Here is a 25,818-nt window from a genome sequence, read left to right on the forward strand (position 1 = left end):
CGCTAATTCACATTAGAGTCTGCGCAGTCCCCACATGAGATATAGGCCACCGATAATAGACGCCACCATGCCGGCTGGAATTTCCTGAGGATAAAGCCATTGCCTGCCGAGCCAATCAGACAGCAGCATTAGAGCCCACCCACAAGTGCTGACGCAATAAGATGTTCTTTCGCTTTGCTGAAACCGAGTAGACGAGCCAAGTGAGGAGCCATCAGACCAATAAAACTGAGGGGGCCAACAACCAATGTGGCGGCAACAGTTAAGCAAGCGGCAAGAAGCAGTAATAAGAGTCTTGCGCGAGACACCTTCATGCCTAATGATTGGGCTGTAGATTGACCAAGTGGCAAAATATCTAACCATTTACTCACTACAAAGCCAAGTCCAACAAAGACAAGCGTCGCGACAGCCAAAGGCAATAGGGTATTCGTTGTTACGTAATAAGTTGAGCCGGATAACCAAGCAAGAAACGCATAACTACGGGGATCACCACCCGCCAAAATAAGCGTTTGTACCGCATTCATTAACGCCGTGATGGCCACACCAGTCAGCAGCACTTGCTCTGGTTGAAAGCCAGATTTGTGGTTCAACAGTATGATCAAGCCCATGGTTAAGAGAGCACCAATCAAACCGCCCAAGTAAAGCCCTATTGTGCTGGAAGCAAGACCTGCATAAATAGTAACAATAAGGCCAATCGCAATACCAGAGCTAATGCCAATGACTTCAGGGCTGGCCATTGGGTTACCACTTAAACGTTGAATAATCGTACCAGCAACCGCCAGCATGATGCCTGCTAACAGGGCTGCAACCAATCGCGGAATCCGCCACTCCAACATCGACCAATCGCCATTGAGAACTAACCATTGCCAACCATCGGTTTGCACTGACAGCGTGGCAAACAAACAAAAGCCAATTACTAAGGCGCTACCAGTCCACAAAATGGATGACCTGTTGAGTCGACTAATATGATGGTGGTGTCGTGTTAGTACGGTTTGTGTTTGATGACGAATGGCTAATTTGGGCAGCAACCACAGCATTAATGGGGCGCCTAGCGCAGCGGTTGCCGCGCCTGTTTGTATTACCATGCCCAGCATGCCAGGGAGTAATTGAATCAGTAAATCGGTTAGGGTTAACAGCAACGCCCCGAGAATCATGGATATGACGAGCTTAGGGACCAATCGACGTACACCCATTAAGCGCGTAATGGCGGGGGCGGCAAGACCGATAAAGCCAATAATGCCGACACTGGCAACCACCCAAGAGGTGAGTAACACCGCCAGACCAAGGCAGATAAAGCGTAATTTGGTCAATGACACGCCTAAGCTTTTTGCACCAGATTCAGTCAGTTCTAATAAACTCAAAGGCTTTAGAAACACAAAAGCAATAAGTACGGCAGTCAAAATGCGTGGCCATAGATACTGGACATTTCCCCATCCCGTTTGCGCTAAAGAGCCAGCGCCCCAGATCATTAAGCCGGAGAGTTTTTCTTGGTTTAACATGAGCAAAACAGTGCTGAAGGCACTGAAATACAAATTGATAACCAATCCCGCAATCACTACGATGGTGGGTGATAAAGCACGCTGCCATGACAAAGCAAACACCAATCCCATAGACACAATGCCGCCTATTAAAGCCACCAAACTGTGTGAAAAACTAATCAGCCAAGGCGCGTAAAGTGTCGCGAGCATCAAGCTAAAGCTAGCACCGCTTGCGATGCCAAGGGTCGAAGGTGATGCGATTGGGTTGCGCAGTACCTGTTGCATCAGCACGCCTGCAACCGCCAAGGCCGCACCACAAAGTAGAGTGCTGAATACGCGAGGCCACCAGGTTAATGTCAATTCGACAGAGAGACTAGATTGCCAATTCGTTGTAAACGGGTTGATAAATTGACTATGTAACGCCCCAAGATTCGCCAAATGGGAACCCATTAATACAGCGGTTAAGACAATGAGTGTGAGTATTAGAGTCGTCGGAAGAGCGCGCATTATTTTGCTTCCTCATTAAGAGCAGAGGTTAATAAGGTAGCAAAACGTACCGTAGAGGGGATGGCGCCAAAGCTCCATACCGCTGGAATGGTCAACACTGGGTGACCTGATTGTTTTACTACATATTGCCAAAATGCATCCTGTTGCAAATGCTGTTTTACCCCTGCTGGTAAGGGTTCTATCACGACAATCTGTGCTTTTAGGCCAATGAGTTTGTCGATACTGACTAAAGAAAATCCCCAGCTATTGGTATCGCCTTGCCAAGCGTTTTTCAAACCGATTTTATCGACGGCTATTTTATACATGCTATTGTTGCCGAAGACTCGAACATGACGGGCATCCATAAATTGCACCAACAATAACGGTGCTGCCTCCATAGGGACTTGTTTCGACAATGTGGCTAAAGTGTCTCGAGCCGATTGAATTAGGGTGTCAGCTGCGTCTTCTCTGTGTGTGTGTTTGGCAATGATTCGGGTATAGGTTTCTAGCGCTTGCCAAGAGACCTCGTCTTTTTTGTACAAGGTAATGTTCTTGATGGGAGCGATTCGAGACAGTTGTTGTGTCAGTGATTGAAACATGGGGGAAATAAAAATTTGATCAGGTTTTAATTCCGACAGTCGCTCCATATTAGGTTGGGTACGAAGACCTAGATCGACGGTGCCTTCAGGAATCTCTGGTGCTTTTACCCAAGCGTTGTAATCGGCTATTTGCGCTGCGCCAATAGGTTTAACTCCCAAAGCCAACAGTGTTTCGGTTTGCGTCCAGTCAATGACGACCACTCTTAGGTCCTGTTCTTGAGCAAGGGAAATAGGAGACGCCAAAGTGATGACTAACATCAACAGATAAGAAAAAATTCGTTTCATGACATTCCACTTAGCTAATAGGGCATGGCAACCGGATACCCTGCAGGGTGATTCAGGATGTGCATGTGTATACCGTAAATATCTTGCAATGTCTGAGGGGTAAAAAGACTCTCGACAGAGCCAGAAGCAATCATTTTTCCACTATGAAGTGCCACGATATGGTCGCAGAAGCGTGCAGCCATATTAATATCATGAATAACAATAATGACACCTAGGTTTAGTTCTCGGCTGAGCTTTTTGATCAGCTTTAGCATGTCTACCTGATGGGCAATGTCTAAGGCAGAAAGAGGTTCATCGAGCAATAAATATTGCGAGCGTTGTGCCAAAAGCATTGCCAACCAAAGACGCTGGCGTTCACCACCAGATAAGGTGTCGACCAAGCGATCTGCATAATCCATTGTGTCAGTTAATGCCATAGCTTCGTCTATATATTGCTTGTCTTGCTTGTTTAAGCGGTCCAGTAAGCCGTGCCAAGGGTAACGACCAAAACTGACGAGATCTTTGCCTGATAAACTGTCCGTTGTGGGCGTTTGCTGAGGCAGATAAGCAACCTGCTGGGCGAATTTTTTAGGCGACCAAGCTACAATAGCTTGATCATTCAAGAAAAGTTGACCACTTGTCGGTTTTTGCTGCTGGGCGAGTAATTTAAGCAGTGTGGATTTACCAGAACCATTGTGTCCCACTAATGCGTAAACCTTTCCAGCTTCAAAAGTCATTGAAACATCTGTTAGCAATACTCGGCCATCAACGCTAAACCCTAGTTTTTTCGACTCTATCATGCTACCAATCCGTCATGTTTTATATTGTGCGTCGTCTATTTTAAGGCGATACATTTTATAGGTTGGTAATATTAATACAAATCATTTCTATTTGTTGTGGTTTTATTGCATGCATCGTCGCTTTTCGTAGGCCGGATGAATCGAGGAACGAAGATGTAATCCGGCGATGAAAGATTAGCCGAGGTACGAGGCGCTTTACTTGAAAATGAAAGTGATGGTTGAAGATTAACGTGACGTACACCAACGCCTCCGTGTACGAAATTACCAAAATCATGAAGCGAGCGCTTTAACGCGTTCGTAAAAGCGTTCGTATTGTTCTTAATTCACTCGACCATAAAAGGTTTTGCTTGCCGCTTCTGATAGGGCAATTCCAGTGTTGTGAATTATAGGCGAGAACCGCCAGCATACGAGTGGTATTACCTTGTGTTGGTGTGACTCGGTGAATGGCATTTCGACCACGGAAAAGCACCAAAGCGCCAGTTCGATTGCTAATTCTTTGACTTTTTTCTGTCCCGCGAGAACCTCACTGACTCCGCTGTAATTCATCTCGCCAGCATCAGCATCACGCATGTTTTCAATGTATTCAAACACACCGCCACCCTCAGGCTTTTGAATTAACAAAGTAATGGCAAATGACGAGTTATCGAAGTGCCAACCTAACTCTTGGCCTTCGCTGGCGTAATGCAAATTGATAGAAGAAAGATTATCAGCGTAGTTATACAGTGCATCTTCTTCCAACACACTGGCAAGAAAGGCTCGAAATACTTCCGAATTATAAAGCTGGCGTAGTGGTGAATCGTCATCGATTTGATCGTCCGTGATGCAGCCTTTGGACGAAATGACCTGCTTGTTTCTCGCATGATCTGCGTCATAATTTGGATCGACATTCGTTAAGTAAACGTTATGGGTGGACTTGGTATACCAAGCGAGATCTTTTTTCGCCTCGCCTTCCTTAATAACAGCTCGAATTGCCTTATGATTGAGGAAGTCAGGCAAAACCAACGCCCCGTTTTCTGCCAACGTCTTTTTACAATTCTCTCTAAAGCCATTATCTTCAATAGGGTAAGTGGTCTCATTAATAATATTGCATAACGACATTAGTGTTCCCCTTTAGGTTTTGATCTTTTATATTGCCAGCGGTACCCTCTAGATTAGTGACGTTAGCAACACAGTTAAATCAATATTTTATACACCTATCATTCATTTTTACTTAACAATAATGTTAATAAGTGATCCCGTTTTGCACAGCCTTCATTCTACGAGAGCATCATGTTAAAACTGCCTAACCTGAACGGCTTAATCACCTTTATAAACGCAGCGCACACTGGCAACTTTGCGAAAACGGCAAAAGCCTTGTGTATAACGCCAGCGGCCGTCAGCCAACAAATAAAACAGCTGGAATCTCATCTAGACACAACACTGTTTGAACGCTCAAAACTTGGTGTGGAACTGACTCAAGCAGGTCAGCAATACTTATACTTTGCCAACCAAGCGATTGAAAGCCTGCAACGTGGACAAGCCAGCTTAGACCAATTAAAGCAGCAAACGATTTTTACCTTACACACATTACCGTCAGTGGCGAGCTTGTGGTTAATGCCCAAAGTACTGCGCATAATGGAACAACACCCAGACCTAGAAATACGAGTGGAAGCCAGCCATGCAGCGGTCGACTTCAACTTGAGCCGCTGTGATGCAAGCATCAGCTTTGGTAAACAAGACAAATCACTAAACCACGATTTTTTATTCCAAGACGAAGTACACCTCGTCGCCAGTCCATCACTCGTTAACGGAATAGCACAGGGGGATTTAGACGCATTACTGGAAAAACCAATGATCCATATAGACTGGGGCGACGAGAATCCATATCTACCCAACTGGCAAGACTGGCTAACTGCCGCAGGTTACCACAACCGAAAATCCAACAAAGGCCCACAATTCAACCTCTCCAGCATGGCGATCGACGCCGCCATACAAGGCAAAGGCCTACTACTCGGCCAAGGACTTTTCATCCAAAATGCACTGAAAACAGGGCAACTCATCACACTAAGCCCAATCACACTGCCACTAAGAAAAGCCTACTACCTCATCTATCCAGATAGAACCAAGAATAAAGACGGAGCAATGGGATTGATAGAGTGGTTGAAAGAGGCTGATTTCTAAGATTAAGGTGTTGGCATTGTTGGTGAACTTTAATAGAAAGGGCATTTAATTAGCATGAATTAGTCCGTTCTAATAAAAAGCAAGTTGACCAAGCTCTTAGTACTGGTTAGCTTTTATAGAACATATTTTAAGCATGGATAGTTCATGGAAAACCAAGATAAGAACGAAGCAAATATTTCTGTAGATTTAACTTTCGATCAAGTGATAGAAGAGTCTCACTACATTCGAGGCCTTTTTTACAGATAAAGACAGTGTGAAGCTGTTAGCTGAGTGGTTACATGAAGATTATGGAATTAACAAAGCCGCCTCACGACTTGCTTTAAAATATATTATTCCTTTTGTACTAAACAGACTATCTCAACTTGGTAAAGTGGTAGCTCAGTCTTGGATAAATAAATTACATGATAATTTATCCCACAGACCCTTGTATGAAAAATTGAGCCGCACGTTACTCGATACCTTGAAAACTCATACAGATAAGACTTATCAAAGCGCTATGCAGGTAGCCGATTCTGAACAGTTAAAGCTGCTACAAGCAACACCAAGTTGGATTCAACTTAATGCTGAACAACAAGGTCTAGTGCATCTACTTTTGGCACAAGAAAAAAACCATCAGCAACAACTTGGTATTAGTAATGATCTACATCACCTCATTGATTTGCTTTCATTTGATTTAGATTTGAAGTCCGTTGAGCAGCTCAAATCCCAAGCTGAAAACGTAGAAAAAGGCAGTGCTATTTGGTTGACCTACTTTAAGCAACATTCCGATTTAATTGGCCGTGATGCTCAGCTGAATCGACTCGACGAATTTTATGATCAAGAAACCATGTTTAGCTGGTGGGCCATATCTGGTGCAGGCGGCATAGGTAAAAGTCGTTTAGCTTTAGAATCCATTGCTCGTCATGATTACCTTTGGGATGCGGGTTTTTTACACGCCTCAAAACTCGATGTACCTGATGCTTTGCATAAATGGATGCCGTTACAACCCACGATTATAGTTATTGATTATGCGGCTTCATATAGTAAACAAATTGCTAATTGGTTAGACCATATAATTCGACATAAAGACAATTATCTCTGTCCTGTGCGAATTTTAATATTAGAAAGGGAATACAAAAAACAAGATTGGTGGGAGCACCTAACCACAGGGTCTAGCGCAGCCTTAGTCCGCAAAAATGCTTTTTATACACAAGCTGATCCACTTGAACTTATGCCGTTGAACAAAACGGACCAACAAACAGCGCTCGCCAGTTTTTTATCTAGCTTAGATGCTAATGGCAAACTTCCTGAAAAAGACAGCGCGATTTGGGAAACAATCCATGAACTCACCACAAAAGGCAGTCCATTATTTTTAGGCATGGTTGCCATCGTATTGGCGCATAATGAACTTGCGGATATTCGTCAATGGCAACATCTAGACCTTCTGGACAATATATACAGTAGAGAAAAGCAAGCATGGCAACGCCAATTAGCAGACCTATCTAAACAGCAGCAAGAGCAAACCATTAACCTATTAGCCTTTTCTACTTTCATTGGTGGCTTTGATTGGGACAATCATAAAGAGGAAAGTATCCAAACTTTGCTTGCTTGCGAGTTAATCGACTCAAAAAGAGATATAACAAAAGTTCGCCAAAGAATGACATTACTAACCGGTCATGAAGCAGGTTATCTCCAGCCTGACCTAATTGGAGAATACTTCCTTTTACATCATGATTTATTTGAAGACGACGATGTACTAAAGCATGCCTTCTCACTCTCCCAAAACATCACTCTACAAAACCTCATTCGTTGTGCAACCGATTACCCTGAAAATAAAAAATCTTTTATATGGTGGAAAAAATTATTATCTACAGCCAAAGAAAAAGATAAAACTGAGATATTATATGAAACTGCTTTTCGCATAGTAAGTAGACTAATCATAAAAGCAATTTATAAAGTTTCATTGGATGTTTGGTTGCCAGCCCTTAAAAAAATAGATGATAAGAAAATTCATGCTCGTGTCCTAACTACCATAGGGAGGGTTTATTATTGGATGTCTAATTACGGAATGGCATCTGATTACTGGAAACGATCCTTATCAATTCAAAAAGAAATCGGTGATAAAAAAGGAGAAGGTGCAACTTTAAATAATATATCGTTGATATTCCAAATGAAAAGTGAATATGAAACAGCATTACAGTATCAAAAAGACTCATTGGCTATTCAAAAAGAAATTGGTGATGAGACTGGGGTTGGTATAACTCTAAACAATATGGCAATTAATGCAAAAGCTCAAGGTGATTACGACTTGGCAATGAACTATTTACAGGAGTCTATAGTTACTCCCATGGACAAGTTAGGTGAAAGTGTAACTCTAAATAGTATGGCTGCTATCGCTCATGCCAGAGGTAATAGTGATGTAGCACTAGAACTCCTCGAGAAGTCTTTGAAGACTTTAGATGGAGTTGGGAATAAGCTAGGGATCGGCTCAATATTAAATAACATTTCACAAATTTATAGTATCAGAGGAGATGTTGATACTGCATTAATTTATTTGAAAAAATCCTTAATGATAAGAGAGGAAATTAAGGATATATTTGGGTTGGGGACAACACTAAATAATATTGCTAATGTTTATCAAGCCAGAGGAGAATATGATATGGCATTGAAATGTTTGCATAGATCTTTGGTGATAAGGAATGAGATTAATGATAGATTAGGAAAAGGAGTGACATTAAATAATATGGCATCTGTCTATAATAGCAAAGGTGATTATAGTGCTTCATTATGTTATTCGAAAGAGGCTTTATGTATTCAAAGGGAGGTTGGGGATAAAGAAGGTATTTGTGCAACTTTATTTAATTTAGGACATTTTTATTATCAAAATAGCCAAAAAGAAGATGCTATAACTGCTTGGCTAGAAGTTTATCAAATAGCTTCATCAATGGGGTTGAAACAAGCATTGGATTCGCTAGAAGAATTGGCTAATTATTTGAATTTATCTGGGGGAGTGTATGCATGGAAAGCATTATTAGATAAAAGAAATAGTCAAAGTTAGAATAGTGGAACGTTTAAATTCTAGTTGTTGCTTGTTAGGTCTTGTTTTTTCTATATCTGGGTTAGCTATTTCTTGATCTGACCCCACGGCATTGGATGAAACCCACCAAAGCCGATCTACACTTTCTGAACTCATACCACGGAAGAACGAACTTCGACGCAATCCTGATTGCGCGACCCTATGGAGTTTCAGGGGCAGTTAAAGATATCCTTTCTCACAACAGCGAAAACAATCTATGCCTTACGATATAACGAGCGTAGGAAGCAATCATGCACCTATGAAAAGAATCAGGCATTAAAGATCTTAAAGAGACCTTTTGGTTACTTTTGCGGCTCTGGGCAAAAGTTAAACGCCCAGCAGGGCGGAATAAAGGCTGTGATTACAAAGCGTTCGAATGGAAACAGTCAAAACCATAACCCCTCCCTAACCCTCCCCTTGAAGAAAGGGGAGGGAACAAAACCGCTATATACGTCAAATGACGTATACGCCTAAGTCATTTCGCGCATACCTTTCCAACGGTGTTTTTTTAATACTGGCTTTGCGGATTTGAGGTGTTAACACCTCGTCTAAAAAATCAACAATATTATAAATCACAATAGGACGGCTCCAACTATGAAAATCAAAACGCTTACTTCTGCGATTGTGCTCTCTGGTGCAACGCTTATTGCGCTTCCTTCACTGGCGGCAGACACAATCAAGGTCGGTGTGTTGCACTCCTTGTCTGGCACCATGGCGATTTCTGAAACCACGCTAAAAGACACTGTCTTGATGATGGTGGATGAGCAAAACAAAAAGGGTGGTTTGTTAGGTAAGAAGATCGAAGCTGTGGTGGTTGACCCAGCATCAAACTGGCCATTGTTTGCAGAGAAAGGACGCGAGTTATTAACCAAAGACAAAGTGGATGTGATTTTTGGTAGTTGGACATCGGTTTCTCGTAAATCGGTATTGCCAGTATTGGAAGAGTTGAACGGTTTGATGTTCTACCCAGTTCAGTACGAAGGCGAAGAGTCGTCTAAAAACGTGTTCTACACAGGGGCTGCGCCAAACCAACAGGCGATTCCTGCGGTGGATTATTTGATGAATGATCTTGGCGTAGAGCGTTTTGTGCTAGCCGGAACTGACTATGTTTATCCTCGTACCACCAACAAAATTCTTGAAGCCTATCTAAAAGGCAAAGGCGTTGCTGAACAAGACATCATGATCAACTACACGCCATTTGGTCATTCGGATTGGCAATCGATAGTGTCGGATATCAAAAAATTCGGCAGTGAAGGTAAGAAAACAGCCGTGGTTTCTACCATCAATGGTGATGCCAACGTGCCTTTTTACAAAGAGTTGGGTAACCAAGGTGTGTCTTCTGAAGACATCCCAGTGGTGGCGTTCTCTGTGGGTGAAGAAGAGCTTTCTGGTTTAGACACGAAACCATTAGTTGGTCACTTGGCGGCTTGGAACTACTTCCAAAGTGTGGAAACACCAGAAAACGAAGCTTTTATCAAAGCATGGCATGAGTACACCAAGAATCCTGACCGTGTCACCAATGACCCAATGGAAGCGACTTACATCGGTTTCAAAATGTGGGCTAACGCCGTAACGAAAGCCGGTACCACAGACGTTGATGCGGTGGAACAAGCCATGATAGGACAAACCGTGCCTAACTTAACGGGCGGTGTGGCGGTGATGAATAAAAACCACCACTTGAGTAAGCCGGTACTGATTGGCGAGATCCAAGACGACGGTCAATTTGAAGTGGTTTGGGAAACCGATGGCGTGGTGGCGGGTGATGCTTGGTCTGATTTCTTGCCAGGTTCTAAAGACCTGATTTCAGATTGGACGGCGCCAATCAAGTGCGGCAACTACAACACCAAAACTAAGACATGTTCTGGTCAGAATTACTAATTTGACCCATTCCCAGGGGTAACCTCGACTCTCTGTCTAGCAGGCTAATAAGCGAGTTAGCCAGAGAGTCACTTTTTACCTTCGAGCAAGCTTCTGATTTCTTTCTTAGCGTTGTGTTTCTGAATGCTAGCGTAATAAACCTACGACACTTGGAGTATGACCTTGAGACGTATCACCTTGAGACATTGCATTGCGCTTTGTTGCTGTCTTTTTGGGCTATTTTCCCTTTCTACTCATGCGGCTGAACCGACTTCTTTGGATCCTTTGCTGGCAGAGTTGGGCGAAGCCAAAATCAAAGATATGGAGCCTATTCTAGTCAGAATCGAAGCCGTATCCGATGAAACCGTTCTACCGCTTTTGCGTACTTTATTAAACGGTAACTTGTATTACATCAAGGCAGAAAAAAAGGTCATTGGTGAATTCGAAACCAACGGCGAAACCTATTACAAAGACGTATTTACTGATGAAATTAACGCTGGCATTAATAAGCGTGATGTTGAAAAAATCCGTGTGAACAATAACTTACGTGGCTATTTGCGTAATGCTATTGCCCGTATTCAGCTGACGTCCAAATCGCCAAGCGTTCGAGAAAGTGCAGTACGTTCCTTATTGTCTAATCTCGATCAAGATACAGTCGCGACGTTAGAGCGCTTGTATTCCAATGAAACCCATAAAAAAGTCAAAGAAGCTATGGCGTTAGCATTGGCAATGCATACCGCCTCGCAAACGCAATTGGCGCCGTCTAATCGCATTGCGGCGATTGACACCCTGTCTACCAGCTTAGAAAGCGATGTACGAAATCTACTAACGCAATTGACTCGTGACGACAATGCCGCGGTGGTAAGTGCGGCAAATATTGCCTTAGAAAAAATTGCGCAACGGGTGAATCGTTTTGCCTTTGTCGATCAGTTATTTTTTGGTTTGAGTCTTGGTTCAGTATTGCTGTTAGCCTCTATTGGTTTGGCGATTACCTTTGGGGTGATGGGCGTGATCAATATGGCCCATGGCGAAATGATTATGCTGGGCGCTTACACGACCTACGTGGTGCAGTTAATCATGCCGAATTACATCGATTATTCGATTTGGGTGGCGATCCCAGCGGCCTTTTTGGTGTCTGGCTTGATGGGCGTATTGATTGAACGCTTAGTGATTTGCCGTTTGCATGGCCGACCACTAGAAACCTTGCTCGCGACCTTTGGTATCAGTCTGATTTTGCAGCAATTGGTGCGGACGATTTTCTCGCCGCTTAACCGTCAAGTGTCTACGCCTAGCTGGATGAGCGGTTCTTGGGAAATAAACCCTGTGCTGTCTTTAACGTGGAACCGTTTGTACATTCTGGCCTTTGCCTTGTTGGTGTTCATCGTCTTGGTGATTGTATTGAAGAAAACCTCTCTTGGTCTAAACGTGCGTGCGGTATCGCAAAATCGCAACATGGCCAAAGCCATGGGGGTGAAAACCCATTGGGTGGATGCAATGACCTTCGGTCTGGGTTCTGGTATCGCGGGTATTGCCGGTGTGGCTTTGAGCCAATTAACCAACGTTGGGCCAAATTTAGGCCAGTCTTACATTATCGATTCTTTCATGGTGGTGGTGTTTGGTGGCGTTGGTAACTTGCTGGGCACTTTGGTAGCAGCCTTTACTTTGGGTATCGCGACGAAGTTTCTTGAACCAACTACGGGCGCGGTTCTCGCAGCGATTCTGGTGTTGGTGTTTATTATTCTCTTTATCCAAAAACGTCCTAAGGGACTCTTTCCACAAAAAGGGAGGGCGGCAGAATGACACGTCTTACAGCTTGGTTTTCTGAAGGGCGCTCGACGGGCAAACACACTTTGCCATTTGTGGTGATTTTATTAGGTGTGACGATTTTGGCGTCGGCCGCGAATCTGTTTTTACCCGCTGATTCGGCTTTCTATGTCAGCACTTACACCATTACTTTGCTGGGTAAATATTTGTGCTACGCCATGTTGGCGTTAGCGGTGGATATTATTTGGGGATATTGCGGTATTTTGAGTTTAGGCCACGGGGCGTTTTTCGCCTTAGGCGGTTACGCGATGGGCATGTATTTAATGCGTCAAATCGGGGATCGCGGGGTGTACGGTAATCCTTTACTGCCTGACTTTATGGTGTTTTTGGATTGGAAAGAGTTGCCATGGTTTTGGTTGGGCATGGATCAGTTCTGGTTCGCTATGTTAATGGCGGTGCTGGTGCCAGGGTTGTTGGCTTTTGTGTTTGGTTGGTTGGCGTTTCGCTCTCGTGTTACCGGCGTGTATCTTTCCATCATGACGCAAGCCTTAACTTATGCCTTGTTGCTGGCGTTCTTCCGCAACGAAATGGGCTTTGGCGGCAACAATGGTCTGACCGATTTTAAAGAAATCCTTGGCTTTAATTTGCAAGCGGATAGCACACGCGTTGCGTTGTTTTTGATCACCGCGATTCTACTGGCGGTGATCTTCGTGGTCAGTCAGAAAATCTTGTCCTCTCGTCTCGGTAAGGTGGTGTTGGCGATTCGTGACTCGGAATCTCGCTCACGTTTTATTGGTTATCGTACCGATAGATACAAAGTGTGGCTGTTTGTTTATTCCGCTGTGATTGCTGGCATTGCAGGCGCCTTGTATGTACCACAAGTCGGCATTATCAACCCTGGCGAGTTTTCCCCTATCAACTCTATCGAGATGGTGATTTGGGTAGCGGTGGGTGGTCGTGGCACCTTGATTGGTGCGGTGATTGGGGCCTTATTGGTGAACTACGCGAAAACCCGTTTTACCGCGATTATGCCTGATGCTTGGTTGTTCGCCTTGGGTGCCATGTTTGTGCTGGTGACCTTGTATTTACCAAAAGGCTTGATGGGCTTGTATGGGCAGCTAAAGGCCAAGCGAAATACTGTTATGAATAAGGAGTCGCAAGCATGAGCACTTTAGATAGTACGCGTGAATTTTTCCGCCGTGATCAGGTTTGGCCTTTTCTGGCGCCAGAACAAGCCGCTGTTAATGTCGACAATCAGGTGATTCTGTATGTAGAAGGTTTGAATCTGAGCTTCGATGGCTTTAAGGCTTTAAATAATCTCAACCTTTATGTGAACGATGGCGAATTACGTTGTTTGATCGGTGCCAATGGTGCGGGCAAAACCACCTTGATGGATGTGATTACCGGTAAAACTCAGTGTGATTCCGGCACAGTGTTCTTTGGGCAAAACCACAACTTATTGAACAAAGACGAAGCCGAAATTGCTCAGCTTGGCATCGGTCGTAAATTTCAAAAGCCAACCGTATTTGAAGAGCAAACCGTGTTCGACAATTTGGAGTTGTCCCTTAAAACCGACAAGCGCGTTTTGCCGACCTTGTTCTCGCGTTTAACACCGACACAAATCGACCGCATTGATGAGGTATTAAAAACCATAGGTTTGGCTAAGCATAGATTCATGCTGGCGGGTGCCTTGTCTCACGGTCAAAAACAATGGTTAGAAATCGGCATGCTGCTCGCGGCCGATCCAAGGCTGTTATTGATCGATGAACCCGTGGCGGGCATGACAGCACAAGAAACCGAACGTACGGCGGAGTTGTTAACGTCTTTAGCTGGAGAGCGAACGGTGATTGTCGTGGAACACGATATGGAGTTTGTGCGCAGCATTGCGCGCACGGTAACGGTATTGCACCAAGGTTCTGTGTTGGCCGAAGGCACGATGGATCAGATACAAAGTAATAAAGACGTGATTGAAGTGTACCTTGGTGAAGAAGCCGCAAGCGAGAAAGCGCAAACAAGAACCAAAGCGCAAAAAGGAGCGTCAGAATGATTTCAATTAACAAGGTTGATCAACTTTACGGTGGCACGCAAATTCTTTGGGGCTTGGATTTAGAGATAGTCCCTGGCTCCATTACTTGCATCATGGGACGCAACGGTGTGGGTAAAACCACCTTGCTAAAAGCCATCATGGGCTTATTGCCGATCACAAAAGGCGAGATCACCATGGAAGGCGACGTACTGAATAAACAAAGCGCTGAAAAACGTGCGTATTCGGGAATTGGCTACGTTCCCCAAGGGCGAGACATTTTCCCCATGCTCACCGTGGAAGAAAATTTGCGCATTGGTTTGCCAGTGCGAAGTAAACGTACCAAAGACAGTCCGAAAGAAATCCCAGAGAAAATCTTCGAACTTTTCCCTGTATTGAAAGACATGTTGCATCGTCGTGGTGGTGATTTATCTGGCGGGCAGCAACAGCAGCTTGCGATCGGCCGTGCCTTGGTATTAGAACCAAAAGTCTTGATTTTGGACGAGCCAAACGAAGGCATTCAGCCCAACATTGTTAAACAGATCGGCGATGTGATTTTAAAGCTGAACGAAGAAGAAGGTTTGACCGTTATCTTGGTGGAACAAAAGCTCGGTTTCGCCCGTCGTGTGGGTAAAGAATTTCGTTTGATGGAAAAGGGACGCATTGTGGCGGCGGATAAAATGGAGAACCTTAACGACACGCTGATAAAACAATACTTGGCGGTCTGATTTTTGCATTCGCTCAATGCGCAGAGTTGTTTGGCAAAACAAAATTTTAATCCAGTAGACCAGCCGTCAGGATGACGGTAAAGGCCCAACCGGCACAGGGATGTGCCGTATGGGCCAGGTCGGAGGATGAATTTTGTTGGAGCCACTATACAACCAAGAAAACAATGTCTGTCGCCATGTGTGAAGACGCTTATAGGGCATCAATGAATAATAAACATAATCTTGCTTTGGCAGAACAATACGACCAAAAGCCGCTGCCAGAAACAAACATGCCAGTGACGGGACAAGCTTCACACTGGCATGCGTTTCTGACCTTAGGCTTTTGTCAAACCACTCGCGGTACCGTGTTGAAAACCTGCGATCACAAAGGGCCTTTGTACGTACAAAAGCCTTTTTATCCTGAAGGTCGAGACACGGCGCACGTGTATTTATTGCATCCACCGGGCGGATTGGTGTCGGGTGATCGCCTCACGATTACGGCAAACTTAGCCGAAAATACTCACGTTTTAATCACTACGCCAGGAGCTGGTCGTGTCTATCGTGCTCGTAAAGACAAGACTCTACAGCATCAAATTACCCAGTTGAACGTCGCTGAAAACAGCTTAATGGAATGGTTACCGCAAGAAACCATTCTTTATCCGAATGCCCATACTCGCCTTGAAAACTGCATTGACCTTGCGGATAACGCTAAGTTCATTGGTTGGGAAATCACTTGCTTTGGTTTGCCAGCCAATAAAGAAGATTTTGGCGAAGGCCACGCAGAGCAAGGCTTTCAGATCCGTCAGAACGGTCGTCTTAAAGTACGAGAACGCTTGGTGATAGACGATAACAGCCGAGCCATTTTTACCGCCAAAGCCGGACTGGATGGCAAGCCAATCAATGGTTTGATGATCGCTGGGCCGTTTGATTCAGCCAATCAGGACGATTTGATCGATTCTTTACGTCAGCATTGTACCCAACATGGGTCACTAAGTGGCGTAAGCATGGTCGGCGAGTACATCTTAGTTCGTAGCCTTCATGATGATTCAGAACAAGTAAAACAGCTATTTATTCAGTGCTGGCGCGATATTCGTCCCGCATTAATCAACAAAGAATCCAATGAACCGAGAATTTGGTCGACCTAAAACGGGGCGTGTGATCCATTTTGGTTCATATAAATCTATTTAAGAGTGACATGAAGAGGCATTAAATAAAAATGGAACTACTCCCAAGAGAAAAAGACAAGCTGCTGGTATTTACCGCCGCCTTGCTTGCCGAACGTCGTTTGAATCGCGGTCTTAAATTGAATTACCCCGAAGCCATGGCGTACATCACCATGGAAATTATCGAGGGCGCTCGCGATGGTAAAACCGTGGCGGAGTTGATGGCTTATGGCAAAACGGTATTAAGCGCGGAACAAGTGATGGATGGCGTAGTGGAGTTAATCCATGAAGTGCAGGTGGAAGCGACGTTTCCTGATGGGACTAAGCTAGTCACTGTTCATAATCCCATTAATTAATGACTACTCGTTACGTCATTAAAAGTATGTGTTCTTGTTTAAAAGGAAAACATCATGATTCCAGGTGAAATACAGGTTGCCGCGGGTGATATTGAACTCAATGTGGGCCGCAAAACGGTGAAAGTTCGTGTCGAAAATACCGGTGATCGTCCTGTGCAAATTGGCTCCCATTATCATTTTTACGAAGTGAATCCTGCTTTGTCTTTTGATCGTGCAGTGACGAAAGGCTTTCGTTTGAATATCGCGTCTGGCACCGCGGTGCGTTTTGAACTCGGCCAAGGCCGAGAAGTGGAGTTGGTCGAATACGCGGGCACGAAAACCATTTATGGCTTCCGTGGTGACGTCATGGGCACATTGGCTGGAGCAGAATAATGGCGACGATGGACAGACAAAGTTACGCGCAAATGTTCGGTCCAACCACGGGCGACCGCGTGCGTTTAGGCGATACCGATATTTGGATTCAGGTGGAAAAAGATTTCACCGTGTATGGCGACGAAGTGAAATTCGGCGGCGGCAAGGTCATACGCGACGGTATGGGACAAAGCCAAGTGACCAATGATGTTGCTGTAGATTTGGTGATTACCAATGCCTTGGTGTTGGATCATTGGGGCATTGTGAAGGGCGACGTTGGCATCAAAGACGGCCGCATTTTTAAAGTCGGCAAAGCGGGCAACCCAGATGTGCAAGATAACGTCGATATTGTGGTTGGGCCGGGAACAGAAGTGATCGCTGGCGAAGGGTCTATTTTGACTGCGGGGGGCATTGATGCGCACATTCACTTTATTTGTCCGCAGCAAATTGAAGAGGCTTTGACCTCTGGCGTCACCACCATGATTGGCGGTGGTACAGGGCCTGCAACAGGAACCAAAGCGACCACTTGTACACCTGGGCCTTGGTATCTTGGCAAGATGTTACAAGCCACCGACAGCATGCCGATGAACTTGGGCTTTTTGGGCAAAGGCAACGCCAGTCTGCCAGAAGCCTTAGAAGAACAGCTAGAGGCGGGCGCTTGTGGTCTGAAACTGCACGAAGATTGGGGTACCACGCCCGCGTCGATTGATTGTTGTTTGAGTGTCGCGGAAAAATACGACGTACAAGTGGCGATTCACACCGATACCTTGAATGAATCCGGCTTTGTCGATAGCACCATTGATGCCTTTAAAGATCGCGTAATTCACACCTACCATACCGAAGGCGCGGGCGGCGGTCATGCGCCGGATATTATTCGTGCGGCGGGTAATCCGAATGTTTTACCATCGTCGACTAATCCAACGCGCCCTTATACTCGCAACACGGTAGACGAGCATTTAGACATGCTGATGGTGTGTCACCATTTGGACAGCAATATTCCAGAAGACGTGGCCTTTGCCGATTCGCGTATTCGCAAAGAAACCATTGCTGCGGAAGACATTCTTCATGATCGTGGCGCGTTCAGTATGATTTCGTCCGATTCCCAAGCCATGGGGCGAGTAGGCGAAGTCGTGACGCGTACGTGGCAAACGGCTCACAAGATGAAGCAGCAGTTTGGCTTATTGCCAGAAGACCAAGAGCTTGGTGCGGACAACTTTCGGAGCTCGTCGCTACATTGCCAAGTACACCATTAACCCAGCGATTGCCCATGGAATTAGTCATGAAGTGGGTTCGATTGAACCAGGCAAACTGGCGGATTTGGTGTTGTGGAAGCCCGCCTTTTTTGCGGTGAAGCCTTCGATGATTATCAAGGGTGGCATGATCGCCAGCGCGCCAATGGGTGACCCAAATGCCTCTATTCCGACACCTCAGCCAGTGCATTATCGTCCTATGTTTGGTTCGTTCGGTAAGGCTGCTGCGGCGACGTCTGTGACCTTTGTTTCTCAGGCAGCACTGAACAATGGCCTGAAAGAATCACTCGGTTTGGATCGTACTTTGGTGGCCTGTAAAAACACACGCAATATTTCCAAGCTTGACATGATTCACAACGACTGGCTGCCGAACATTACCGTCGATCCGCAAACCTATGAAGTGCGCGCCGATGGCGAATTATTAACTTGTGAGCCTGCGGAAGTCTTGCCCTTGGCTCAGCTTTATACTCTCTTTTAGAGACGTTTATTTTAGGAACATACCATGCTAGATATTTACGAAAGATTAGGCACCCATTGTCACGACCCAGTCCACACCACAGTAACCTTAACTCACGAACAGCGTGATCGTGGGCGTTTGAAACTGATAGGTGACAATAACGAAGAAGTTCGCGTTTTCCTTGAGCGTGGTAAACCGCTGTTAGTCGGTGAATTTTTGAAATCGGAATGCGGCAAGATAGTGCAAGTGAATGGCGCGGTGGAAGACGTGGCTCATGCTAGCTGTGAAGATTGGGAAGCTTTTTCCAAAGCCTGTTACCACTTGGGCAATCGCCACACCAAAATTCAAATTGGCGAACGCTGGCTGCGCATCAAGCCTGACCATGTATTAGAAGACATGCTGCACATGCTTGGCTTGATTGTCACTCATGAAGAAGCCGTGTTCGTCCCAGAATCTGGAGCTTACAGTCATGGACATAGCCACCACTGACATCAGCTTATTACGGTTTTTGCAATTAAGCAGCGTCGCTTTGCCCGTAGGTGGTTTTGCCTTTTCCCAAGGCATGGAATACGCCATTGATCAAGGCTGGGTGAAAAACAAAGCCGAGGTATCCGATTGGATTGGTTTACAGCTGCAGCAATCTGTGGCGCGAATCGACTTGCCCGTATTGCAGCGTTGCATGGTGGCGGCAAAACTCAATGATGCCGAGCGACTGTTTGAGCTAAATGACTTGGTTTTGGCCTGCCGAGAAACCAAAGAGCTGCGTTTAAACGACACCGCCATGGGTGAAGCCTTGTTTCGTTTAATGGGCAGTTTGCAAATAGACACGCCGTTTAAGCGTTTAGATGAAATGAGTTTTGTCACCTTGTTTGCCATTGCTGCGAGTCATTGGAACCTGAAAGCGGATCTTGCGTCGTTGGGCTTTGCTTGGTCTTGGTTAGAAAATCAAATCGCCGCCGCGACCAAGCTAGTTCCCCTTGGGCAAACCCAAGCACAAGAATTGTTAGGGGAATTACAGACAGACATTCGACAGGCCATTGTCTTGTCGTTAACGATTGAGGAAGACCGCATTGGCGCTGGGTTACCTGCTATTGCCATTGCCAGTGCTCAGCACGAAACACAATATTCGCGGCTGTTTCGGTCTTAGGTGAAGCGGTCAATTTAGACTTATCAACCCTAACGAGGGATTGGGTTTTGTAGGTCGCGGCTTTAGCCCGACAAGACGTGAAGTGTTGTGGTGAGTTTTTTGTCGGCATAAATGCCGACCTACAAGTGATTGGTCTAACCATAAGATTTCTAATGTATTTTTAAAAGGAACCTAGTATGAAAAAACAAACGTTACGAATTGGTGTGGGTGGTCCAGTAGGATCAGGTAAAACGGCGTTGCTGCGTTCTTTATGCAGCGCGATGCGCGATCATTACAACATTGCCGTAGTGACCAATGATATTTACACCCAAGAAGACGCGAAGTTCTTAACTCAGCATGAAGCCTTGGATGCGGATCGTATTATCGGTGTCGAGACCGGCGGTTGCCCACATACGGCGATTCGTGAAGATGCATCGATGAACCTAGCGGCAATTGATCAATTATTAGAACGTCATGGTGCCTTGGATCTGGTGTTTGTAGAAAGTGGTGGCGATAACTTAAGTGCGACTTTTAGTCCTGAATTGTCGGATTTGACTCTCTATGTGATTGACGTGTCTGCAGGGGATAAGATTCCTCGTAAAGGTGGCCCAGGTATTACCAAATCCGATTTGTTGATTATTAACAAAACCGACTTAGCCCCTTTGGTTGGTGCTTCTTTAGATATCATGGCACATGATGCCAAGATTCAACGGGGCGAGCGTCCGTTTATTTTTTCGAATCTTAAAAAAGCCCAAGGCTTGGACGACATCATTAAATTTATTGTGTCGGAAGGCATGTTGGAAGCAAAAGAGTTACCAGCGGCGAAAGCGGTTGTTTAGTTCAGATTGATTCAGTATTTGGAGAAAGATTATGAAGGCATTGAAAACAAAAGGGTTATTGGTAGCGGCTTTGCTATTGGCGTCAGGTGCTGTTCTGGCTCATCCAGGGCATGAACAGGCTTCTAGCTTTATGACGGGTTTTGCTCACCCAATGGGTGGTTTGGACCATCTTTTAGCTATGGTGGCGATTGGTCTTTGGGCGGCGAGCATAGGTGGTCGCGCTTTGTGGGCGATTCCGGCCGCGTTTGTTATGACTATGTTGTTAGGTGGTGGCTTAGCCGTGGCCGGTTTGACTGTGCCATTTGTTGAGCAAGGAATTCTGTTGTCTGTCATCGTATTGGGGGCTTTGGTGTTGTTTGCTAAGCGTTTACCAACGACGGTTTGCGTGGCAATTGCCGGTGGTTTTGCGTTGTTTCACGGTGCCGCTCACGGAATGGAAATGCCGTTGAATGCTAATGGTCTGCAATATGCGCTGGGCTTTGCTTTGGCAACGGCTGGCTTGCATGTGGTTGGTCTGGGTTTTGGTCAGTTAATGGCGAAAATCGGCACGCCTTTGGCGACGCGTATTAGTGGTTCTGTGATTGCTGTTGCAGGCTTGGTGCTTGCTCTTGTATAAGCCTATGAGCGGTATGTTATGGCCTAAGCGTGAGACTCTATGACGGCGGCGCAAAAGATCTTTAAAGTGCGACGCCACTATAATAAGTGGGTCGCTGACCAAACCATGGAAGATTACGCTCTGCGTTATACCTCTAGGTATGATAGTAGCTCCAAACAAGGTCACAGTCACACCATGAGCATCGAGCGCGTCGGTCATACGGCGCTCGGTGCCACGGCGTTTTTGGCTCTAGAGGGATTGGCCGCTGTTATTACTCTGGCGTACGGTTTTACCAATGCAGTGGCGGCGATTCTCATTGTGTTGGCGGTATTTTTTATCACCGGTTTCCCCATTGCTTATTATTCCGCTAAGCATGGTTTGGACATAGATTTATTGACCCGAGGTGCCGGTTTCGGCTATCTCGGATCGACCATTACTTCGCTGATTTACGCATCGTTCACCTTTATTTTTTTCGCTATTGAAGCGGCTATTTTGGCCTCGGCGATGGAAGTTCTGTTAGGCATTCCCTTGGCATTGGGTTATGCGCTCTCGGCCATTTTTGTTATTCCCATTGTGACACACGGTATTCGCGCTATCAGTCGTTTTCAAAACGGCACCCAATGGGTTTGGTTAGTGTTACAGGTCGCGGCTATCGGTGTGGTAGTTACGCAAGAATACCAAAACTTTGAAGGCTGGACGCAATACGCGCCAGTGGATGTACCGAACAGTACGCATTTTGATTGGGTTTTGTTTGGTGCGGCGGCATCTGTGTTGTTTGCCTTGATGGCGCAGATTGGCGAGCAGGTCGATTATTTACGGTTTTTTCCAATTAAGACCCAACAAAACCGCCGCCGCTGGTGGTTTTGGCTGATTTTAGCGGGTCCAGGTTGGGTGTTTATTGGCGCAATTAAAATGCTATTGGAGCTCGTTTTTGGCTTATTTGGCCATTTCCGATGGTGCTACTGACATCCAAGCTACTGATCCAACTTATTTGTATCAGCGCATCTTTTTCTTTTTAACCACGTCGCCTACTACTGCTTTGATTTTAGCGGCGGTGTTTGTGTTTATCTGTCAGATGAAAATCAATTTAACCAACGCCTATGCGGGTTCCATTGCTTGGTCGAATTTCTTTTCACGCTTAACGCATTCCCATCCGGGGCGTGTAGTTTGGTTGGTGTTTAACGTGACCATTGCCTTATTGCTGATGGAATTAGGCATTTATCAAGCCTTGGGTGCGATTTTAGGCGTGTTTGCCATCGCCGCGGTGAGCTGGCTGGGCAGTTTGTCGGCGGATTTATTGATCAATAAGCCCTTGGGACTAAGCCCTAACTATGTCGAGTTCAAACGCGCGCACCTATACGACATTAATCCGGTCGGAACTGGGTCGATGTTGATCGCAACTACGTTAGGGTTAGTGAGTTATTTAGGTGTCTTTGGCGACGTGGCGAAAAGCTTATGCCACTTTATTTCGTTGGGTTCTTGTTTCGTCTTTGTGCCGCTAATCGCTTGGATCACCAAGGGCAAATACTACCTTGCGCGCCAAAGCCCTGAGCTGATTCCGATGATAGAGTTAGCAAAGCAGCGCAACCCTAAATATGTCACCTTGACCTGCGGGATTTGTGAGAATGCGTTCGAAACGGAAGACATGAGTTTTTGTTCGGCCTACATGCAGCCGATTTGTTCTTTGTGTTGTTCCTTGGATGTGCGCTGTTTAGATAGCTGCAAGCCGCAGGCAAGTATTGGTCAGCAGAGCGATTATTTCTTAAAGTTGTTTTTACCCAAAGGTTTGGTGAAAGCTCTGAGTTCGCGTTTTGGTCGTTTTGCGTCTTTGTTGTTGGTGATTAATATCATTAACGCGGCACTGATGATGCTGATTTATCGGCAGATGGCACCGAGTTCGTTGAGTGAAGAAGCTTTGTTAAAAGACACCATGTTGGCGCTGTTTTTTACCTTGTTGATTGTATCTGGCGTGTTGTCATGGTTATTTGTGTTGGCTCATGAAAGTCGCGTGGTGGCGCAGAAAGAGTCGAACCGTCAAACGCGAAAATTGATTCGTGAGATTGATGCTCACCAAGAAACCGACAAAGCCTTACAGCATGCCAAAGAGCAAGCCGAACGAGCAAATGAGGCGAAAAGTCGTTATCTCACCGGTATTAGTCACGAATTACGTACGCCACTGCAATCTATTATTGGTTATGCACAACTTTTATCTGAGAAAGCCAATACGCCCTCTGGACATCAGAATGGTTTGGATATTATTCATCGCAGCGGGTTGTATTTGGCAGATTTGATCGAAGGTTTGTTGGATATCTCTAAGATAGAAGCGGGGCGTTTTGACCTGTATCGCAATACGGTGGATTTGCCCAAACTGATCGACCAACTCAACAGTATGTTTGCTATGCAGGCGCGCAGTAAAGGGGTGCAATTTCAGGCAAAAATTCTGGCGCCTTTACCACAACATGTTATTACGGATGAAAAGCGCTTACGACAGATTTTGATCAATTTGTTGTCAAATGCAGTGAAATATACGCCAAAAGGTTCGGTTTTGTTTGAAGTGAATTATCGTAATCAAGTAGCGGAATTTATCATTCGAGATACGGGCATTGGTATAAAAGAAGGCCATTTAAAACGTATTTTCGATCCTTTTGAGCGAGTCCGTGATGTTAGCACTGGGAATTTACCCGGTACGGGCTTGGGATTGACCATAGTGAAGTTATTGACTGAAATTATGGGAGGAGATTTGCAAGCGCGTTCCGTGATTGGAGAAGGGAGTGAGTTTCGAGTGAGCTTGATGTTGCCTTGGGTTAGTCAAGGAGATGGCTCTGCTTATGAATACAAACGTATCGTGAGTTATCGGGGTTATCAGCGCACCTTGATGGTGGTGGATGATGATCCTGTAGTACGTGGTTTATTATCGGATATTCTTGTACCGCTTGGTTTTAATGTGTTGGAAGCTGCCGATGCTGAAAGCTGTTTGGATGAGCTGGAATCCTGCTCGCCAGATTTATTTGTCCTAGATGTGTCGATGCCCGGAATGGATGGCTTGAGCTTGGCTAAGCTGTTACGGGATCGCGCTTACAGTGCGCCGATTATTATGCTGTCCGCTGATGCTAAAGAGAATCAGCGCAAGCCAGATGAGCAAGCGGCGTTTAATCAATATTTGGTTAAACCGGTGAACAACAGTGCCTTATTGGATGCTATCAAACACTGGCTAGTATTGGAGTGGGTGTATCAAGAAACAGAATTGGATACCTTAGCACTAACGGCTCTTAAGAAGACGGTTAGCGGTAACGAAGAACCTTACCAAGACGTGCTAGAAGATCCATCCGTTGCCACGATTCCAGACCATGAAAGTGTTCGAGAGCTGATGGCGTTTGCTGAAATGGGTTATAAAAAAGGCGTGCGTGGCGTGTTGGATCAGCTGGCCAAAAAAGACGTGATTGCCCAGACTCATTTACAGCAATTGGAAAGTTTGTATCAAGGTTTTCAGTTTGATGCGATTGCTCAATATATACAAACAAACTCACAGTTAATGTGTGAGGTCAGTGAGAAACCGAATGATGAACCCCAGTAGTAAAAGTGACATTGTCTTAGTGGTCGACGATTCGCCTGATGCGTTGAGTCTGATTCATGACACTTTGGAAGCGGCTCATATGGATGTTTTGGTCGCTCTGGAGGGACGACAGGCGTTAACCATTGCGAAACGGATTCGACCTGACATCATTTTGCTTGATGCCATCATGCCAAATATGGACGGTTTTGACACCTGTCGAGCATTAAAAGCCGACCAAAGTTTGGCGTCGATTCCGGTTATCTTTATGACGGGATTAAGCGACACGGACGATATTGTGCGCGGTTTAGAAGCAGGTGGGGTAGATTATCTCACCAAGCCGATTCAGCCCAATGAACTGATTGCTCGTATGCGGGTACATTTGTCGAATGCACGCTTGAGCAACAACGCGCAATCGGCCCTTGATAGCATGGGGCAATATTTAATGACAACCAATCACGCTGGTGAAATTACTTGGGCCACACCACAAACTTACGCGTTACTTGCCAAAGCGCGGGCTAATAGTGAGTGGCAAAGCACACACTTAGCATTGCAAATACGTCTTTGGTTGGCTCATCAACCTGTGATAGGTAACCTGTTGAAACTCAGCGATTTGGACTATCCGCTAGCGCTGAAAATGATGGGCGTCACGGAACAGAAAGAAGTGTTGTTAAGATTGGAAGATGGTGATAAACCCACAGGCCCTGCGCTATTAAAGAAAGAGCTGGATCTTACCGATCGGGAGTCAGAAGTGTTGCACTGGATTGCCAATGGTAAAACCAACCGCGAAATCGCGGAAATTCTCGATATGAATTCACGAACGGTCAACAAACACCTAGAACAAATCTTCCCCAAGCTCGGTGTCGAAAACCGTACTTCCGCCGCAGGGGTGGCATTGCGCATTTTATCGGCCGATCGTTAATAAATATCTTTTGAAAATA

General features: G+C 45.4%; 18 protein-coding genes and 3 pseudogenes. 17 read left to right on the top strand and 4 right to left on the bottom strand.

What is annotated here, in order from left to right; translation table 11 throughout:
* Nucleotides 1-12: 12 nt before the first annotated feature.
* The 4 genes and pseudogenes from fhuB to ONZ52_RS09125 form a co-directional block, all read right to left on the bottom strand.
* Nucleotides 13-1,982 (bottom strand): annotated as a pseudogene (gene fhuB, locus ONZ52_RS09110) (Fe(3+)-hydroxamate ABC transporter permease FhuB).
* Nucleotides 1,982-2,845 carry an ABC transporter substrate-binding protein gene (locus ONZ52_RS09115; RefSeq protein WP_265218310.1) on the bottom strand — a complete coding sequence of 288 codons (864 nt, stop codon included), beginning with the start codon at nt 2,843-2,845 and terminating at the stop codon, nt 1,982-1,984. Before ONZ52_RS09115 ends, fhuB begins: the two are co-directional and overlap by 1 nt.
* Before the next feature lie 14 nt (nt 2,846-2,859).
* Nucleotides 2,860-3,624 carry an ABC transporter ATP-binding protein gene (locus ONZ52_RS09120; RefSeq protein WP_265218311.1) on the bottom strand — a complete coding sequence of 255 codons (765 nt, stop codon included), beginning with the start codon at nt 3,622-3,624 and terminating at the stop codon, nt 2,860-2,862.
* Nucleotides 3,625-3,942: 318 nt separating this feature from the next.
* On the bottom strand, nt 3,943-4,722 hold the full coding sequence (locus tag ONZ52_RS09125; protein WP_265218312.1) for a HalD/BesD family halogenase: 780 nt from the start codon (nt 4,720-4,722) through the stop codon (nt 3,943-3,945).
* A 171-nt stretch (nt 4,723-4,893) separates the two neighbouring features.
* On the opposite strand from ONZ52_RS09125, the gene ONZ52_RS09130 reads away from it, so the two are divergent.
* The 17 genes and pseudogenes from ONZ52_RS09130 (at nt 4,894) to ONZ52_RS09215 (ending at nt 25,799) form a co-directional block, all read left to right on the top strand.
* On the top strand, nt 4,894-5,784 hold the full coding sequence (locus ONZ52_RS09130) for a LysR substrate-binding domain-containing protein (RefSeq protein ID WP_265218313.1): 891 nt from the start codon (nt 4,894-4,896) through the stop codon (nt 5,782-5,784).
* Between the two features lie 253 nt (nt 5,785-6,037).
* Nucleotides 6,038-8,821: a tetratricopeptide repeat protein gene (locus tag ONZ52_RS09135; RefSeq protein WP_265218314.1), complete on the top strand. Its 2,784-nt coding sequence runs from the start codon at nt 6,038-6,040 to the stop codon at nt 8,819-8,821.
* A 612-nt stretch (nt 8,822-9,433) separates the two neighbouring features.
* The gene (gene urtA, locus ONZ52_RS09140) at nt 9,434-10,717 is read left to right on the top strand and encodes an urea ABC transporter substrate-binding protein (RefSeq protein ID WP_265218315.1); all 1,284 of its coding nucleotides are present in this window, start codon (nt 9,434-9,436) and stop codon (nt 10,715-10,717) included.
* A 156-nt stretch (nt 10,718-10,873) separates the two neighbouring features.
* Nucleotides 10,874-12,496, top strand: a complete 1,623-nt coding sequence (gene urtB, locus ONZ52_RS09145) for an urea ABC transporter permease subunit UrtB (RefSeq protein WP_265218316.1) — start codon at nt 10,874-10,876, stop codon at nt 12,494-12,496.
* The gene (urtC, locus tag ONZ52_RS09150; protein ID WP_265218317.1) at nt 12,493-13,626 is read left to right on the top strand and encodes an urea ABC transporter permease subunit UrtC; all 1,134 of its coding nucleotides are present in this window, start codon (nt 12,493-12,495) and stop codon (nt 13,624-13,626) included. The genes urtB and urtC overlap by 4 nt, the downstream gene beginning before the upstream one ends.
* Entirely contained in the window at nt 13,623-14,507 is an 885-nt protein-coding gene (gene urtD, locus ONZ52_RS09155; RefSeq protein ID WP_265218318.1) for an urea ABC transporter ATP-binding protein UrtD, read from the top strand. Before urtC ends, urtD begins: the two co-directional genes overlap by 4 nt.
* Nucleotides 14,504-15,211 (top strand): urea ABC transporter ATP-binding subunit UrtE, encoded by a 708-nt coding sequence (gene urtE / locus ONZ52_RS09160; protein ID WP_265218319.1) that lies wholly within the window; start codon nt 14,504-14,506, stop codon nt 15,209-15,211. The genes urtD and urtE overlap by 4 nt, the downstream gene beginning before the upstream one ends.
* Nucleotides 15,212-15,414: 203 nt before the next feature.
* The gene (locus ONZ52_RS09165) at nt 15,415-16,335 is read left to right on the top strand and encodes an urease accessory protein UreD (RefSeq protein WP_265218320.1); all 921 of its coding nucleotides are present in this window, start codon (nt 15,415-15,417) and stop codon (nt 16,333-16,335) included.
* 71 nt (nt 16,336-16,406) lie between these two features.
* Nucleotides 16,407-16,709, top strand: a complete 303-nt coding sequence (locus ONZ52_RS09170) for an urease subunit gamma (protein WP_072840219.1) — start codon at nt 16,407-16,409, stop codon at nt 16,707-16,709.
* 54 nt (nt 16,710-16,763) lie between these two features.
* Entirely contained in the window at nt 16,764-17,081 is a 318-nt protein-coding gene (locus ONZ52_RS09175) for an urease subunit beta (RefSeq protein WP_265218321.1), read from the top strand.
* Nucleotides 17,081-18,788, top strand: a pseudogene (gene ureC / locus ONZ52_RS09180) (urease subunit alpha). Before ONZ52_RS09175 ends, ureC begins: the two are co-directional and overlap by 1 nt.
* A 24-nt stretch (nt 18,789-18,812) precedes the next feature.
* Nucleotides 18,813-19,256 (top strand): urease accessory protein UreE, encoded by a 444-nt coding sequence (locus ONZ52_RS09185; RefSeq protein WP_265218322.1) that lies wholly within the window; start codon nt 18,813-18,815, stop codon nt 19,254-19,256.
* A complete protein-coding gene (locus tag ONZ52_RS09190) occupies nt 19,237-19,914 on the top strand; it encodes an urease accessory protein UreF (protein ID WP_265218323.1) in 678 nt (225 codons plus the stop codon). Before ONZ52_RS09185 ends, ONZ52_RS09190 begins: the two co-directional genes overlap by 20 nt.
* A 176-nt stretch (nt 19,915-20,090) precedes the next feature.
* A complete protein-coding gene (gene ureG, locus ONZ52_RS09195) occupies nt 20,091-20,732 on the top strand; it encodes an urease accessory protein UreG (RefSeq protein ID WP_265218324.1) in 642 nt (213 codons plus the stop codon).
* A 31-nt stretch (nt 20,733-20,763) separates the two neighbouring features.
* Nucleotides 20,764-21,348 carry a HupE/UreJ family protein gene (locus ONZ52_RS09200; protein ID WP_265218325.1) on the top strand — a complete coding sequence of 195 codons (585 nt, stop codon included), beginning with the start codon at nt 20,764-20,766 and terminating at the stop codon, nt 21,346-21,348.
* A gap of 39 nt (nt 21,349-21,387) precedes the next feature.
* Nucleotides 21,388-24,901 (top strand): annotated as a pseudogene (locus ONZ52_RS09210) (hybrid sensor histidine kinase/response regulator).
* Nucleotides 24,885-25,799: a response regulator transcription factor gene (locus ONZ52_RS09215; protein WP_265218328.1), complete on the top strand. Its 915-nt coding sequence runs from the start codon at nt 24,885-24,887 to the stop codon at nt 25,797-25,799. The pseudogene ONZ52_RS09210 and the gene ONZ52_RS09215 overlap by 17 nt, the downstream one beginning before the upstream one ends.
* Nucleotides 25,800-25,818 lie beyond the last annotated feature (19 nt).

The sequence above is a fragment of the Marinomonas rhodophyticola genome (assembly GCF_026113935.1).
Classification (GTDB): Bacteria; Pseudomonadota; Gammaproteobacteria; order Pseudomonadales; family Marinomonadaceae; genus Marinomonas; species Marinomonas rhodophyticola.